This window comes from Streptomyces sp. NPDC003027, from assembly GCF_053591435.1.
On sequence record NZ_JBSFTU010000003.1, the window covers coordinates 250398 to 264314 of the forward strand.

At 72.5% G+C, this 13917-nt stretch carries 12 protein-coding genes; 4 read left to right on the forward strand and 8 right to left on the reverse strand.

All coding sequences use genetic code 11. From position 1 onward, the window contains the following. Nucleotides 1-1004: 1004 nt before the first annotated feature. Nucleotides 1005-3770, reverse strand: a complete 2766-nt coding sequence (locus tag ACWDX6_RS04455) for an FAD-binding and (Fe-S)-binding domain-containing protein (protein ID WP_451483427.1) — start codon at nt 3768-3770, stop codon at nt 1005-1007. A gap of 50 nt (nt 3771-3820) precedes the next feature. On the opposite strand from ACWDX6_RS04455, the gene serC reads away from it, so the two are divergent. Further along, on the forward strand, nt 3821-4939 hold the full coding sequence (serC, locus tag ACWDX6_RS04460) for a phosphoserine transaminase (RefSeq protein WP_451483428.1): 1119 nt from the start codon (nt 3821-3823) through the stop codon (nt 4937-4939). 58 nt (nt 4940-4997) lie between these two features. On the opposite strand, the gene ACWDX6_RS04465 is transcribed toward serC, so the two are convergent. Together ACWDX6_RS04465 and ACWDX6_RS04470 are read right to left on the reverse strand one after the other, a co-directional pair. Continuing rightward, nucleotides 4998-5363, reverse strand: a complete 366-nt coding sequence (locus tag ACWDX6_RS04465; protein WP_451483429.1) for a hypothetical protein — start codon at nt 5361-5363, stop codon at nt 4998-5000. Between the two features lie 86 nt (nt 5364-5449). Next, on the reverse strand, nt 5450-6442 hold the full coding sequence (locus ACWDX6_RS04470; RefSeq protein ID WP_451483430.1) for a WD40 repeat domain-containing protein: 993 nt from the start codon (nt 6440-6442) through the stop codon (nt 5450-5452). A gap of 149 nt (nt 6443-6591) precedes the next feature. Here ACWDX6_RS04470 and ACWDX6_RS04475 point away from each other — a divergent pair, with 149 nt between their 5' ends. Continuing rightward, the gene (locus ACWDX6_RS04475; protein ID WP_451483431.1) at nt 6592-7287 is read left to right on the forward strand and encodes a GDSL-type esterase/lipase family protein; all 696 of its coding nucleotides are present in this window, start codon (nt 6592-6594) and stop codon (nt 7285-7287) included. Between the two features lie 71 nt (nt 7288-7358). Here the strand turns inward: ACWDX6_RS04475 and ACWDX6_RS04480 are convergent, their stop codons facing one another. Beyond that, nucleotides 7359-8369, reverse strand: coding sequence for an SGNH/GDSL hydrolase family protein (locus ACWDX6_RS04480; RefSeq protein ID WP_451483432.1), 1011 nt, complete (start codon nt 8367-8369; stop codon nt 7359-7361). A gap of 124 nt (nt 8370-8493) precedes the next feature. Here ACWDX6_RS04480 and ACWDX6_RS04485 point away from each other — a divergent pair, with 124 nt between their 5' ends. Beyond that, nucleotides 8494-9486, forward strand: coding sequence for an aldo/keto reductase (locus ACWDX6_RS04485; RefSeq protein ID WP_451483433.1), 993 nt, complete (start codon nt 8494-8496; stop codon nt 9484-9486). Between the two features lie 114 nt (nt 9487-9600). Here ACWDX6_RS04485 and thpR read toward each other — a convergent pair whose 3' ends face one another. The 3 genes from thpR to ACWDX6_RS04500 form a co-directional block, all read right to left on the reverse strand. Beyond that, a complete protein-coding gene (thpR, locus tag ACWDX6_RS04490; protein WP_451483434.1) occupies nt 9601-10170 on the reverse strand; it encodes an RNA 2',3'-cyclic phosphodiesterase in 570 nt (189 codons plus the stop codon). A 115-nt stretch (nt 10171-10285) separates the two neighbouring features. Next, nucleotides 10286-11623 carry an MFS transporter gene (locus ACWDX6_RS04495; RefSeq protein ID WP_451483435.1) on the reverse strand — a complete coding sequence of 446 codons (1338 nt, stop codon included), beginning with the start codon at nt 11621-11623 and terminating at the stop codon, nt 10286-10288. Nucleotides 11624-11664: 41 nt separating this feature from the next. Then, on the reverse strand, nt 11665-12108 hold the full coding sequence (locus ACWDX6_RS04500) for a MarR family winged helix-turn-helix transcriptional regulator (protein ID WP_451483436.1): 444 nt from the start codon (nt 12106-12108) through the stop codon (nt 11665-11667). 132 nt (nt 12109-12240) lie between these two features. Between ACWDX6_RS04500 and ACWDX6_RS04505 the strand changes: the two genes are divergently transcribed. Continuing rightward, nucleotides 12241-12432: a ribbon-helix-helix protein, CopG family gene (locus tag ACWDX6_RS04505; RefSeq protein WP_403287702.1), complete on the forward strand. Its 192-nt coding sequence runs from the start codon at nt 12241-12243 to the stop codon at nt 12430-12432. A gap of 33 nt (nt 12433-12465) precedes the next feature. Here ACWDX6_RS04505 and ACWDX6_RS04510 read toward each other — a convergent pair whose 3' ends face one another. After that, complete coding sequence (locus ACWDX6_RS04510; protein WP_451483437.1) at nt 12466-13917, reverse strand: NCS2 family permease; 1452 nt, start codon at nt 13915-13917, stop codon at nt 12466-12468.

Below are 13917 nucleotides of genomic sequence, written 5' to 3' on the forward strand. Positions count from 1 at the left end.
CTGCGGCCTGCGGCCTGCTTTGGTGCTGCCCTCGGTGGTCCTGGCGCCTGGTGCCTGGAGGGGCCCTGCGCGCGGGCGGTCTCCGCGAGTACCTGGCACGGACCGCCCTTCCTGCCGAGAGTCGCGCCCTCCGGCGACGCGTCAAGGGCGCTCCTCGTTCCTCGTCGCGTCGCTGCGCGACTCCGCTTCGCTCCACCCTTGACCCGCCACCTCCGGGCGCGTGAAAACTCTCGGAGGGCGGCCCGGGGGGGCGGCGGCGCCGGGAGCCCGTCTGTCCTACCGGTCCGTGCGGCGGCCGTCGGGCCCGTGGGCGGCTTTGCGCGGCAGTGGCATGGGGCGGCCCGGCTGTGCTCAGCGTGCTGCGCCCGGTGGGCGGCGGGGCTTCATGCCCCGCTGGTCACCACCGGCGGGGGTGAGGCCCCCGGCCGACGCACCCGGCCCCGAGAAGAACGGGACGGGCAGCCGAGAAGCACCACCCCGCGCCGCCCGACCAACCACAACCACGCCCTACTCTCCGTAACCCACCCCACGAAGGGGGCGAAGCGGGGCAAAACACCCACCCGGGGGCCGCGACGGCGCACTTACGGTTCACCCCACCCCACCCAGGGCCGGTGACGGCGCGCCAAGGGTTCGCCCGCACCACGCAACCCCCCACCGGCAGTGACCAGCCGGGCATGAAGCCCAACCCACCGACGACCGTCATCCGCTGAGCACCGCCCCGCCACCCCACACCACTCCCGCGCACCCCATCCACGAACCCGACAGCCGCCCACGGAGCCGAACAGCAATCACCGCCCCCCGCGCCTGGCCCCCACCCCCCGGCCGCCCTCCGAGTGTGAAAAGGCGCCCGAAGCCGGCCGGTCAAGGGTGAAGCGCAGCGCAATCGGCGAAGCCGACGCGACGAGGAACGAGGAGCGCCCTTGACCGGACGGCGCAGGAAGCCACACTCGACAAGAGGGCGGCCACCCGCCCGACACGAACAGGCAACGCCCACCCCAAGAGCCTCAAGGCGCCAGCCCTTCCGCGAGGACCTCCGCCAGGTGCCTCCCCCGCCGGTTCGTCAGGTGGCTGATCTGCGTACGGCACGAGAAGCCGTCCGCGAGCACGACCGCGCCCTCGCCCGCCCCCCGGAGCGCCGGGAGGAGCTGGTCCTCGGCGCAGGCCACCGACACCTCGTAGTGGCCGGGCTCGAAGCCGAAGTTGCCCGCCAGGCCGCAGCAGCCGCCACTCAGCTCCCCCGTCAGCCCCGCCCGTCCCCGCAGGCGCCGCTCGGCCGCGTCGCCCAGGACCGCGTGCTGGTGGCAGTGGGTCTGGCCGACCACCTCGCGGTCCAGGCGCGGCGGTGCCCACTCCGGCGCGAACTCCTCCACGGCCTGGGCAAAGGTGCGTACGGACGAGGCCAGCCGGGCCGCGCGCGGGTCGTCGGCGAGCAGTTCGGGCAGATCGGTCCGCAGCGCCGCCGCGCAGGACGGCTCCAGGACGACCACTGGCTGCCCCAGCACCGGTTCCATCGCGTCCAGGGTCCGGCGCATCGTCTTGCGGGCCCGGTCGAGCTGGCCCGTCGAGACGTACGTCAGGCCGCAGCACACCCGTCCCGGCGGCAGGCTCACGCTCACCCCCGCCGCGCCCAGGACCCGGACGGCCGCCTTGCCCACCTCCGGCGCCAGGTGGTTGGTGAACGTGTCCGGCCACAGCACCACGTCCGACGCCGCCCCGAGCCTCGCCCCGAACCACGAGACGAACGTCCGGGCCGCCACGCGCGGCAGCTCCCGCTCGGGGGTCACCCCCGCCAGGCGGGCGGCGAAGGGCAGCGCCCGGCCGATGTTCAGCGCCGGCCCGAACCACCGCAGCCACTGCGGCAGCCGACCCATCGACACATGTGCCCACGGCCTCCGCCGACCCCTGCCCCCTCCCCGACCTCTGCCCCCGCCCCCGCCCCCGTAGTAGCGGTGCAGGAACTCCGCCTTGTACGCGGCCATGTCGACGCCCACCGGGCAGTCGCTCCGGCACCCCTTGCACGACAGGCACAGGTCCAGCGCCTCCCTGACCTCCTCCGACCCCCAGCCGTCGGTGACGACCTCGCCGAGCGCCATCTCGTGCAGCAGCCGCGCCCGTCCTCGCGTGGAGTGCCGCTCCTCCCCCGTCGCACGGTACGAGGGGCACATCACGCCCGGCCCCGAACTCGGGCCCTCCTCCCGGCACTTGGCGACCCCCACACACCGCGCCACGGCCGGCACCAGCGCCGGAGCCATGGGCAGCCCGGTGAACCTCAGGTTCTCGTCCAGCCGCGCCGGCCGCACCAGGGTCCCCGGGTTCAGGCCGCCGTCCGGGTCCCACACGTCCTTGACCCGCCCGAAGAGGCCGACCAGCTCAGGGCCGTACATCCTCGGCAGCAGCTCGGCGCGCGCCTGCCCGTCCCCGTGCTCCCCCGACAGCGATCCGCCGTGCGCGACGACCAGGTCCGCGACCTCCTCCGAGAACGCCCGGAAGCGCCCGACCCCCGCGTCCGTCCACAGGTCGAAGTCGATACGGACGTGGATGCAGCCGTCGCCGAAGTGCCCGTACGGCGTCCCGCGCAGCCCGTGCTCGGCGAGCAGCGCCCGGAAGTCCCGCAGGTACGCCCCGAGGCGGGCGGGCGGCACCGCGCAGTCCTCCCACCCGGGCCAGGCCGCGCCGCCGTCCGGCATCCGGGTGGCCGTCCCGGCGGCGTCCTCGCGGATCCGCCACAGCATCCGCTGCCCGGCCGGGTCGGTCATCACCGCCGCGTCCAGCGCGTCCGCCGCCCGGACCAGGGCCCGCGCCGCCGCCTCCCCGTCCGTCTCGACGAAGAGCCACGCCCCGCCCCGCGGCAGCCCCACCGCGTCCGGCACCAGGTCGGCCGCCATGCCCTCCACCGTCAGCGGCCCGTGCGCCAGCAGCCCGGCCGCCGCGTCGGCCGCCGCGCTCTCGTCCGCGTACCCGAGCACGGCCAGGACGGGCGAGGACGGTGCCGCCACGAGCCGTACGGTCGCCTCGGTCAGGATCCCCAGCGTGCCCTCGCTGCCGCAGAACGACCGGGCCACGTCCGCGCCCCGCTCCGGCAGCAGCGCGTCGAGGGCGTAGCCGGAGATGCGGCGCGGCAGGCCCGCCGGGTAGCCGGTCCGCAGCGCCGCCAGGTTCGCTCCGACCAGCTCCCGCAGCCCGTCCGGCGCCCCCGCCCAGTCCCGGCCGAGGCGCAGCGTCTCGCCGCCGTAGGTGAGGACGTCGAGGCCCAGGACGTTGTCGGCGGTCGTCCCCCAGGCCACCGAATGGGCTCCGCACGCGTTGTTGCCGATCATGCCGCCGAGGGTGCAGCGACTGTGGGTGGAAGGGTCGGGCCCGAAGGTGAGCCCGTGCGGGCGTGCCGCCTCCCGCAGCCGGTCGAGGACGACCCCCGGCTGGACGACGGCCGTCCGCGCCTCGGGGTCGACGGACACGATCGCGCGCATGTGGCGGGTGAAGTCGAGGACGACGCCCGTGCCGGTCGCCTGTCCGGCGATCGACGTGCCGCCGCCGCGTGCCACGACCGGCACCTCGAACTCCCGGCAGACGGCCAGCGCGGCGGCCACCTCCCCCGCGTCGCGCGGGGCGACCACACCGAGCGGTACGCGCCGGTAGTTGGACGCGTCCATCGTCATCAGGGCGCGTGCCGTGGCGCCGAAGTCGACGTCTCCCAAGCCCGCCGCGCGCAGGGCCGCTTCCAGTGCCTCGTCTTTTCCCACCAGTCCAGGATGGATCACTCGTCGTCTCATCCGGCGGACATCGTCTGACGCGACCGTTCCGACCGGATACGCTCCGCCTCGTGGCTGAGATCCAGATTCCCGCTGACATCAAGCCCGCCGACGGCCGTTTCGGCGCGGGCCCCTCCAAGGTGCGTACGGAGGCGCTGGACGCCCTGGCCGCCACCGGCACCTCCCTCCTCGGCACGTCCCACCGCCAGGCCCCGGTCAAGAACCTGGTCGGCGAGGTACGTGCCGGAGTGCGTGACCTCTTCTCGCTGCCCGAGGGCTACGAGGTGATCCTGGGCAACGGCGGTTCGACCGCCTTCTGGGACATCGCGACCCACGGGCTGATCGAGTCGAAGTCCCAGCACCTCAACTTCGGCGAGTTCTCCTCCAAGTTCGCGAAGGCCGCGAAGCTGGCCCCCTGGCTGGCCGAGCCGACCGTGATCTCCTCCGACCCGGGCACGCACCCGGAGCCGCGGGCCGAGGCGGGCGTCGACGTCTACGCGTTCACCCACAACGAGACCTCCACCGGTGTCGCCGCCCCCGTCAAGCGGGTCGCGGGCGCCGACGAGGGCGCACTCGTCCTGGTCGACGCGACCTCCGGCGCGGGCGGCCTCCCGGTCGACATCACCGAGTCGGACGTGTACTACTTCGCCCCGCAGAAGTCCTTCGCCGCCGACGGCGGTCTGTGGCTGGCGGCGTTCTCCCCGGCCGCGCTGGAGCGGGCGAAGAAGATCCACGAGTCCGGCCGGCACATCCCGGAGTTCTTCTCGCTGCCGACGGCGATCGACAACTCGCTGAAGAACCAGACGTACAACACCCCGGCTCTGGCGACCCTCTTCCTGCTGAACGAGCAGCTGAAGTGGATCAACGGCCAGGGCGGTCTGGACTGGGCCGTGGCCCGTACGAAGCAGTCCTCGCAGAACCTGTACGGCTGGGCCGAGGAGTCCAAGTACGCGACGCCGTTCGTGACGGACCCGGCGAAGCGCTCGCAGGTCATCGGCACGATCGACTTCTCGGAGGAGATCGACGCGGCGGCCGTCGCGAAGGCGCTGCGCGCCAACGGCATCGTGGACACCGAGCCGTACCGCAAGCTGGGCCGCAACCAGCTGCGGGTCGCGATGTTCCCGGCGATCGACCCGGCGGACGTGCAGGCGCTGACGGCCTGCGTCGACTACGTGATCGAGAAGCTCTAGCGGTTTCGACGACGAGGGGCCCGGCATCGGATGTCCGATGCCGGGCCCTTCGCGTGGCTCAGCCGGCCTGTGCCTTCACGTGGTCGATCACCGCGTGGAACTCGGCGGTCGGTGAGAACTCCACGAGGTCGGTGTCCTCCAGGGCCTCGGGGGCGTGGCCGGGCCCCCAGTAGTAGGCCTGTCCGCCCTCGTAGAACTCGTCGCCCGAAGCCGTCCGCATCCGGAGGCGTCCCTTCAGCACGTACCCCCAGTGGGGGCACTGGCACAGATCCCCTTCCAGGCCCTTGAGGGCGGGTGCCATGTCGGCGCCCTGCGGAAGGTGCATGAAGGAGACGGTCATGTCGCCTCCGGCCTCCTGCATACGGAAGTCCAGGCCGTCGCCCTTCATGGCGACGGGGGTGTCCTCGCGCGTGAATCCCGTCATGACTCCTCCACTCGTCCGGCCCCCTTCCAGTCTCGACCCGGATCGCCGCCCGGTCGACGCGGGCACGGCTTCGGGACGCTGGTCGGTCAGCCGCGCCGCAGGAGGCGCTTCCCGCCGATGACGAGGGCGGTGGCGAGGCCGAGGACGACCACACCGAGGGTGAAGTCCCCCTCCTCGCCCTGCTCGCCCTGTCCCTTCCCCGGCGGGGTGGTCGCCGTGCCGGACGCCGACGGAGCGGGTCCGCCGCTCTCCGGGGACGGGGGCTCCACATCCACCCGTACCACCCGGCTCTCCTTCCCCTCCGAGCCGAACATCAGCGCCGAGCCGTCCTTCGTGTACGTCACCGACTCCGCCTGCCCCTGGAAGGGCGCGCCGACGGACTCCCCCTCGCCGTCCGCGAGGCGGCCGTCCTTCCACGCGTGGGACCTGGCCGAGAAGTAGCCGCGCAGGACGAGGGTTCCGCCGTCCGGGGAGAAGGCCCCGTCCGTCACCCACGGCACCTCGCCGATCCGCCGGAAGACGTTCGTCCCGGCCGACGAGAGCCGCTCGGGGCCGGCGTACAGCCCGCCGCCGTCCTCGTTCTTGCTGGCGATGTAGACCCGGCCGGTCTTCGGATGGACCATCAGCGCCTCGGCGTTGCGGGGGCCGTCGGCGTACTTCACGTCGTACTGCCGCGCCTGGACGGTCTGGTCCCCCAGCCGCTTGGGCTCGGGGAAGCGGTAGATCCACACGTGGTCCCAGGAGCCGTCGAGGTTGTCGCCGATGTCTCCGACGTAGATGTTCCCGTCCGGGCCGACGGAGACGGCCTCCATGTCGCGGGGGGTGCCGACGCCCTTCATGGTGAGCGTCGCGACCGTCTCACCGGTGCGGGAGTCGATGCCGTAGATCAGTGCGGCGTCCTGGTCGTTGTGCGTCCAGTAGACGCCGGGGTGGGCGCGGCTGGCCGCCAGACCGCTGGACTCGGTGATCCGGGGGTCCTTGATCGTGAAGTCCTGGTCCGCCTCGGCCGCTCCGGCCGGAGCGGCCGCCATGAGCAGGACGAGGGCCGCGGCACCGGAGGCGTACAGGAACGAGCGCATGGGCCCAAGCCTGCCACGGGCGCGGGGCGAACCGGCCCCGCGGGGCGCGGGGTTCGGCCTCGGTGGGGGCGCGACGCGGGGCCGTGTCCGACTGGCCGTGTCCGGGATCACGTCGCAGGCCGCGGCGGGCGTCGGTGATGATGGTCGCCATGCGTTTCATGTTCGTCGGTGACAGTTGCACGATCGGCAGCGCCGGCGACTGCACGTGGCGCTACCGGATGTGGCAGCACCTGGAATCCGGCTTCGACGGCCCGTACGACATCGTCGGCCCGCGCACCGGGCTGTACGACAAGGAGACCGGCGCGGCCGACTCGGACGCGTACGCGGATCCGGCGTTTCCGGTGGCCGCCCGGCGCCATCTGGCCGGCTGGGGAGAGGGCTGGCTGCACATGGCGCCGCTGATCGGCGAGGCGGTGACCGCGTCGAGGGCGGACGTCCTGCTGGTCTTCCTGGGCCTGATCGACCTGGGCTTCTACACGAACAGCGACCAGACGGCCGCCAACGTCCGCGCCTTCGTGGCCGCGGCCCGGGCGGCGAACCCGCGCGTCCGGGCCGTGGTGATGCCGGTCATCCCCAACGTCCGCGCGGAGTCCGACGCCCCCTTCGCCGCCGAGTGCGACCGCTTCAACGAGCTGCTCGCGAAGACGGTCGCCGACCTGGACACGGCGGCGTCCCCGCTGCTGCTGGCGGCGACCCCGGAGACGTACGACATCCACACGGACACCTACGACGGCACCCACCCCGCCCCCTCGGGCGAACACAAACTGGCGGCCGCCTTCGCGGACGCGATGCACCAGGCGTGGGGGCTCGGCCCTGCGTACGGGGCGGTCGCGGCCGCCCCGTGAGAACGGCCTGTCCGGCGGGGTCCGCACCACGACCGCCGACCGCGCCGCCGGCCGGCCCCGCCGCGATCCCCCTACGCCGGTCCTCGCCCGTACATCGCCGCGATCGACTGCGCCACCGCGTCCCCGTTCCCGTCCCGGCCCGTCTCGTTCGCCCGGAGGAACCACGGGAAGGTCTGATGGTGCAACGTCACCCCCGAGGGCTCCAGCAGGCCTCCCACCGCGCGGTCCGTGCCGTCGCACGCCGTCGCCGCGCCCGTCGTCGCGTAGAGGTCCACGAAGCGGGCCCCGTGCCGCTTGGCCTTCGCCGCCGTCAGGGTGTTCAGCCGCGCCTGGACCTTGTCGTCGAGCACCGGCCACGCCGCCTCCGGCACGTCCGCCAGGGGACGTCCGGCCCCTCCCGGTAGTTCCGTACGGCAGCGCTTGCGGTCCTTCGGAACCAGCCGGGGGTAGCCCACCATGACGACATCCGCCGAAGGGGACTCGCTGCCGATCTCGGAGAACAACTTGTCCAGGTCCTTGGCCGTCTCCTCGAACCGCGCCTCCAGCCACGCGGCGCCCGCGCCGTTCGTGAAGTACGCGGCGCACTCCCCCGCCGGTGACCTCGCGTCCACCGGAGCGTCCGGCAGCAGCTCGCCCTCCGTCCCGCGCAGCCGGGCCGAGCACTGTCCGAGCACCCGGTCGAGCCCCGCCGTCTCCGCGCCCAGCCCCACCACCACCAGCCGGGTGTCCTTCGTCAGGGCCCGCTTCTGGGGTGCGGCCGTGAGCCCGCCGCCGAGGTCCTGCTCCTCCCAGACGTGGTTCAGCCGGGCGCCCGCGCAGGAGACGTCCGCCGTGATGTCGAGCAGGATCGCCTGGTCGGCGAGCTGGTCCTCGATCACGTCCGGCAGGTTCTCCGCGGCCCGTACGCACAGCAGCCCGTCCCCGTCGACGGGGGCGATGCCGTAGCTGCCGATCGACGCGTCACCGAGGAAGACCGTCGGCACCTTCCCGGCCGCCCCCGACGACCCCGCGCCTGGAACACCCGCTCCCACCACCGCCATCAGCGCCGCCGCCGCCGTCCACGCCCTGCTTCTCAGCCCCATGGCCGCATTGAAGCGCTCCGGCCGGGCCGGCTCAACGCGCGCGGGCACCACTCACCCGCACGAGCGAGGTGACCGGATCCAAACCCTTGCTTCGAGCGCACTCCAACGCCTTGGCTGTACAACCATGAAGTACACGCAGCTCGGACGCACCGGACTCAAGGTCAGCCGACTCGTCCTCGGCACTATGAACTTCGGACCCCAGACCGACGAGGCCGACAGCCACGCGATCATGGACGCCGCGCTCGGCGCGGGGATCAACTTCTTCGACACCGCCAACGTCTACGGCTGGGGCGAGAACAAGGGCCGCACCGAAGAGATCATCGGCAGCTGGTTCGACCAGGGCGGCGGCCGCCGCGACAGGACCGTGCTCGCCACCAAGGTGTACGGCAACATGTCCGCCGACGCCGACCATGTCTGGCCCAACCACGACCGGCTCTCCGCCCTCAACATCCGCCGCGCCGTCGAGGCGAGCCTCAAGCGGCTGCGGACGGACTACATCGACGTCTACCAGTTCCACCACATCGACCGCCGGACCCCCTTCGACGAGATCTGGCAGGCCATCGACGTCCTGATCCAGCAGGGCAAGATCCTCTACGCCGGCTCCTCGAACTTCCCCGGCTACAAGATCGCCCAGGCCAACGAGGCCGCCGCCCGGCGCGGGATGGTCGGGCTCGTCAGCGAGCAGTGCCTCTACAACCTCGCCGAGCGGCGCGCCGAGATGGAGGTCATCCCGGCCGCCCAGGAGTACGGCCTCGGGGTCATCCCCTGGTCGCCGCTGCACGGCGGACTGCTCGGCGGAGTCCTGAAGAAGGAGAGCGAGGGCAAGCGGCGGGCGGCGGGACGGTCGGCGGACTCGCTGGCCAACACCTCCGTACGCGCGCAGGTGCAGGCGTACGAGGATCTCCTCGACAAGCACGGACTCGAGCCCGGCGAGGCGGCGCTGGCCTGGCTGCTCACCCGGCCCGGGGTGACCGGACCGATCGTCGGCCCGCGCACGCCCGAGCAGCTGGACAGCGCCCTGCGGGCCGTCGAGCTGGAGCTGTCGCCGGAGGTACTGGCCGGGCTCGACGAGGTCTTCCCGGGGCCGGGGCCGTCCCCGGAGGCGTTCGCCTGGTAGGCGGCGGCCGCGGGTCCGCTAACCGACCACGGAGGCCACCGCGACGATCAGGAACATCAGTACGAGCACGCCGGCCATGATCCGGTTACGGGTTTTCGGGTCCACCCTTCGAGGTTAACCCGCCCCGCCGAGCGGCCAGGCGCCGACCGCCTCGTACCGCGGCTGCTCTCCCGGCGCACCGCCCGCCGGGAGGCGGCTGCGGACGAGCACCAGCTCCGGCACCTGCCAGCGAGCGCCCTCGAAGGGCGCGAGCCCGTCGACGAACGGGCGCAGGTCCGTGTCCACGCGGGGCCGGGCGATGGTCAGGTGGGCCTGGTAGCGGCGGTGCTCCCCCATCGCCACGCCCGCCCGCCGGGCGGCGGCGTCGGCGCGCTCGGCGAGCAGCCGCAGCTCGTCGAGACCGCCCGCGGCCCCCACCCACAGTGCGCGCCGGCCGAAGTGGCCGCCGCCGTGGAGGCGCAGGGGGAACGCCTCGGTGCGTCGGGCGGCGCGGGCGAGGCGCTCGCGGAGGTCGGGAAGCAGTCCCTCGTCGACCTCGCCCATGAAGGCGAGGGTGAAGTGCCAGCCGGGCCGGGAGGTCCAGCGCAGCTGCTCGGCGCCGGGGAGGCGGCCCAGCCGGTCGACCACGCGGGCGAGCTCGTCGGCCTGGGCGCGGGGCAGCGGGACGGCAGCGAAAAGCCTCATGGGGAAAGTCTGTCAGCCTCCCGGTGGCGTTCGCCGGAGCTCCCGGCCCGTCCACCGGTGAGGGGCGGGTCCGGCCAGGGGCCGGGGGCCGGCTGCCGCCCCCTCCGGAGGGGCACTACGCCGCCGTCGCCAGGCGTTCGCGGGCCACGAAGCGGACCTGGGGGTGGCCGTGGTGCCAGGTGAAGGACATTTTCAGGCCGCCGACCCGCGCCAGGACCAGGCCGACGACGCCGGCCGCCGTCAGGGAGAGCACGCCGCCGGTGGCGAAGCCGACGCGGGCGCCGTAGGTGTCGGTGATCCAGCCGAGGAGCGGCGCGCCGATCGGGGTGCCGCCGGCGAAGACCATCATGTAGAGGCTCATGACGCGGCCCCGCATGACCGGGTCCGTGGCCAGCTGCACGGCCGAGTTGGCGGTGATGTTGACGGTCAGGCCGAACATGCCGATCGGGACGAGCAGCAGCGCGAAGAGCCAGAACGACGGCGAGAAGGCGGCCGCGATCTCCAGGAGGCCGAAGACCACCGCCGCGCCCACCACCGTCCGCAGCCGGGAGCTGCCGCGCCGGGCCGCGAGAAGGGCACCCCCGAGCGAGCCGGCCGCCATGAGGGTGTTGAGGAAGCCGTACGTCCCGGCGCCGACGTGGAAGACGTCGTCGGCGAAGGCGGTCAGCCAGATCGGGAAGTTGAACCCGAAGGTGCCGACGAAGCCCACGAGGACGATCGGCCAGATCAGGTCCGGCCGCGCCGCGACGTACCGCAGTCCCTCGCGCAGCTGGCCCTTGCCGCGCGGCGCCCGCTCCACCTTGTGGAACTCCGCGGGGCGCATCAGCAGCAGGCCGGTGAGCGGGGCGAGGAAGAACAGGCCGTTGAGGAGGAACGACCAGCCGCTGCCGACGGTGGCGATCAGCAGACCGGCGACGGCCGGGCCGACCAGCCGGGCGGACTGGAAGTTGGCGGAGTTCAGCGAGACGGCGTTGCGCAGCTGGCCGGGGCCGACCATCTCGGAGACGAAGGACTGCCGGGTCGGGTTGTCGACGACGGTGACCATGCCGAGCAGGAAGGCGACGAGGTAGACGTGCCAGACCTGGACGTGTCCGGAGAGGGTCAGGGCGGCGAGCGCGAGTCCGCAGAGGCCGAGGGCGGCCTGGCTGATCAGGAGGATGCGCCGCTTGGGGTAGCGGTCGGCGATGACACCGCCGTACAGGCCGAAGAGCAGCATCGGCAGGAACTGGAGCGCCGTCGTGATGCCGACGGCGGCGGCGGAGCCGGTGAGGCTGAGCACCAGCCAGTCCTGGGTGATCCGGGCCATCCAGGTGCCGGTGTTGGAGACGATGGCGCCGGTGAAGAAGAGCCGGTAGTTGCGTATGCGGAGTGAGGAGAAAGTTTCCCCCCGCCCACGGGTGTCGGTGTCGGTTTTGTGGACGGGTGCGGAGTCTGCTCCGGGTCCCGTACTCAAAGTGCGTCGCCTCCTCGGCGTCGGGATGTCCAGTCGGATGTCTACAGGTGTGCGAGCTTCTCCAGGACGGGGGCGGCGGCGCGCAGCTTGGCCCACTCGTCCTCGTCCAGACTTTCGGCGAGGGTGGCCAGCCAGGCGTTCCGCTTGCGGCGGGACTCCTCGAGCATGGCCTCGGCCCGCTCGGTCTGGCTGACGACCTTCTGCCGGCGGTCGTCGGGATGGGGCTCCAGCCTGACCAGGCCCTTGGCTTCGAGGAGCGCGACGATCCGGGTCATCGACGGCGGCTGGACGTGCTCCTTGCGGGCCAGCTCGCCGGGGGTGGCCGAGCCGCAGAGCGACAGCGTGCCGAGCACCGACATCTCGGTCGGGCTCAGTGATTCGTCGACGCGCTGGTGCTTGAGGCGTCGGCTCAGCCGCATGACGGAGGAGCGGAGCGCGTTCACGGCCGCGACGTCGTCTGCGGTGCCGTGGGACAGGTCAGGCATGTTCATTAGCATAACTCATTACTCTCGCTAAATACCATCCGGAATGGTGGCGCCCACCTGTGTCACCCGTACGAGTGAGATGCCTCCGGAAAGTGACGCGACGGGCGCGTCCGTGCGGCGACCCTGACGGGCATGGGATCGACCGTGCTCAGCCTGCGCATCGACGGTGAGCTGCTCGACCGGCTCAGGGGACATGCCGCCAAACGCGGAATGAGCGTCCAGGACTATGTCGTCCGGACGCTCATTCGCGATGACTTCGACGAGCGGTTCCAGACCGCCGTCGACGAGACGGAGAAGTTCTACGGGCTGACGCGGCCCACGTGAGGCCGAACCCGTCGCGGGCTGCGCGGTTGCGGGCTACGTGAGGCCGAGCGCCGGCATCGCGTAGGAGAAGACGAACACCGCCGACACGACGTACATCGCCACCGGGACCTCGCGGCCCCGGCCCGCGGCGAGCCGCAGCACGCTGAACGCGATGAAGCCGATGCCGATGCCGTTCGTGATCGAGTACGTGAACGGCATCATCACCATCGCCAGGAACGCCGGCACCGCGATGGTGAAGTCGCTCCAGTCGATGTCCTTGACCGATCCGGCCAGGATGAGGAAGCCGACCGCGAGCAGCGCGGGCGTGGCCGCCTGGGACGGGACCATCGTCGCCAGCGGCGTGAGGAACAGCGCCACCGAGAACAGGCCGCCGGTCACCACCGAGGCGAGACCCGTGCGGGCGCCCTCGCCGACGCCCGCCGTGGACTCCACGAAGCAGGTGGTGGCCGAGGAGGAGGTCGCACCACCGGAGGCGACCGCCAGGCCGTCCACCAGCAGGACCTTGTTGATGCCGGGGAAGTTGCCGTCCTCGTCCACCAGCTTCGCCTCGTCGCCGACGCCCAGGATCGTGCCCATGGCGTCGAAGAAGCAGGAGAGCAGGACGGTGAAGACGAAGAGGCAGCCGGTCAGGACGCCGACCTTCTCGAAGCCGCCGAACAGGCTCACCTCACCGACCAGACCGAAGTCGGGCGAGGCGACCGGGTTGCCGGGCCAGGTCGGGGTGGTCAGGCCCCAGGACGGGACGGTGGCCACGGCGTTGATCACCATCGCGGCGATCGTCATCACGACGATGGAGATGAGGATCGCGCCCGGCACCTTGCGGATGATCAGGGCGAGGGTCAGCAGGGCGCCCAGGACGAAGACCAGGACCGGCCAGCCGGTGAGGTGGCCGCCGCCGCCGAGCTGGAGCGGGACGGTGGTGTGCGCGGCGTCGGGGATACGGGAGACGAAGCCGGAGTCGACGAGGCCGATGAGCATGATGAACAGGCCGATGCCGATCGCGATGCCCTTGCGCAGGCCGAGCGGGACCGCGTTCATCACGCGCTCGCGCAGTCCCGTGGCCACCAGCAGCATCACGACGATGCCGGCGAGGACGACCATGCCCATCGCGTCGGGCCAGGACATCCTGGGCGCGAGCTGGAGGGCCACGACCGTGTTGACGCCGAGGCCGGCCGCGAGCGCGATCGGGACGTTGCCGATCACACCCATGAGGAGCGTCGAGAAGGCCGCCGTGAGGACGGTCGCGGTGACGAGCTGGCCGCCGTCGAGCTGATGCCCGTACATGTCCTTGGCGCTGCCGAGGATGATCGGGTTCAGCACGATGATGTAGGCCATCGCGAAGAAGGTGGCGAAGCCGCCACGGACCTCGCGGGCGACGGTCGAGCCGCGCTCGGAGATCTTGAAGAAGCGGTCGAGCCCCGACACCGGCCCGCGGGGGGTGCCTGGCTCGGGGGCGGTGGCCTTGGCGGCGGCCGTGGTGCTCAT